Source organism: Acidithiobacillus albertensis, from assembly GCF_001931655.1.
Taxonomy (GTDB): Bacteria; Pseudomonadota; Gammaproteobacteria; order Acidithiobacillales; family Acidithiobacillaceae; genus Acidithiobacillus; species Acidithiobacillus thiooxidans.
The window spans coordinates 1-1,379 of record NZ_MOAD01000076.1 but is presented as its reverse complement, the minus strand read 5'-3'; the positions used below and the strand labels follow the sequence as shown (position 1 = coordinate 1,379).

General features: G+C 49.3%; 3 pseudogenes. 1 reads left to right on the top strand and 2 read right to left on the bottom strand.

The window, feature by feature from the left end:
• Nucleotides 1–318 (bottom strand): annotated as a pseudogene (locus BLW97_RS18020) (porin); the annotation flags it as partial.
• 429 nt (nt 319–747) lie between these two features.
• On the opposite strand from BLW97_RS18020, the pseudogene BLW97_RS18015 reads away from it, so the two are divergent.
• Nucleotides 748–1,206: pseudogene (locus tag BLW97_RS18015) on the top strand (ISAzo13-like element transposase-related protein); the annotation flags it as partial.
• 5 nt (nt 1,207–1,211) lie between these two features.
• Here the strand turns inward: BLW97_RS18015 and BLW97_RS19275 are convergent.
• Nucleotides 1,212–1,379, bottom strand: a pseudogene (locus BLW97_RS19275) (IS256 family transposase); the annotation flags it as partial.

The window sequence follows — 1,379 nt, the reverse complement described above, 5'->3', positions numbered from 1 at the left end:
TTCACCTAAAGATGGAAAGTTATAGGCACCAGCTGTTAAGTTGAATTGGATCAACCCGGTTGATTTGCTTATATTGATTAAGCCGCTGGTAATATCTGCTCCGGCATTTTTGCCATTTAGCCCTGAACCAGAAGGGTTGCTTTGCAAAAACCCCATACCGGATACGACCCCCTGCACGTTGACTTTGCCAATGGGGCCAGCGTCGATTTTCAAAGGCGCTGGAATGGAAAAACCAGATGCATGAGCATACCCTGCGGATGCGATGGTTGCAGAAAGTAATCCTGTAAGAAGAAGTCGAGAACGCAAAGATTGTTTCATGGAGGACTCCATTGGTAAGTTTATGTCATGTTATTGCAACAGATCCGAACAGCAAATATTATGCCAATCTACGATATTTATGTAACATAATGAGTAATTTAACTTATTTATGTACGAATTGAAATTTTACGATCGATTTTTACCATAAAATGAGGGTGCTGCACTTTTTTGGTGCTATAAATGCCTAAATTTGGAGAGCTGTGCGTCACTTTTGTGCGTTGAGAAGTTGAAATCTATTTGGGGCAGTTCGAAAAACTGGCTTTCATGACGAATGTCAGCCCCAAAAATCAGGATTCAGGGCATCTCCCCTTTTATTTTGTAGTAAGCAGCGTTTTTTAAGGCCATATTTCGATGATTTTTCATATTACGGGCATACTAAGTATTCATAAATAAATTGTACTCACTATATAGCGGGTATAGTCTTGCGGCATGGAAGCAGACGCACTGATAGCCGCTCGACACCAAGCGCTCGAAGGGATACTGGATGAGCGGTAGAGACGGCTATATGCGGCAGTAGAAGCGAAGGTGCTGGGTCATGGCGGTGTCAAGCGGGTGAGTGAGGCCACCGGAGTCGCGCGGGGGTCCATCATGGCGGGTCTCAAAGAGCTCAAGGATCCGGAGAACAGGCTCCCGCAAGGCCGAGTTCGTCGATCGGGTGGCGGGAGAAAAAGGCTGGTGGATCGCGATCCGGACTTGCTGGTGGCCTTGGAGGGTTTGGTGGATCCTGCGGCACGCGGTGATCCCCAGTCACCGCTGCGCTGGACTTGCAAGAGCCTCAAGCAATTGGCACGGGAACTGGGCGAACAGGGGCACCGCATCAGCCATGTTTCTGTGGGCATTCTGCTCAAGGAATTAGGGTACAGCTTGCAAGGCAATCGCAAGACTGTAGTGGCTACCGTTCGTGATTTGCATACATACGGAGGCGCCAGTACCGAATTGAATTTGATCCCCGATCCTGAGCGGTCCCGCACCTTGGGTACTTTGACGGGTACCGGACCCAGAGCGGTCATGATCTCGCGCTCCGGCAGATGCCCATTACGCACGACCGCCTGACGCCCATC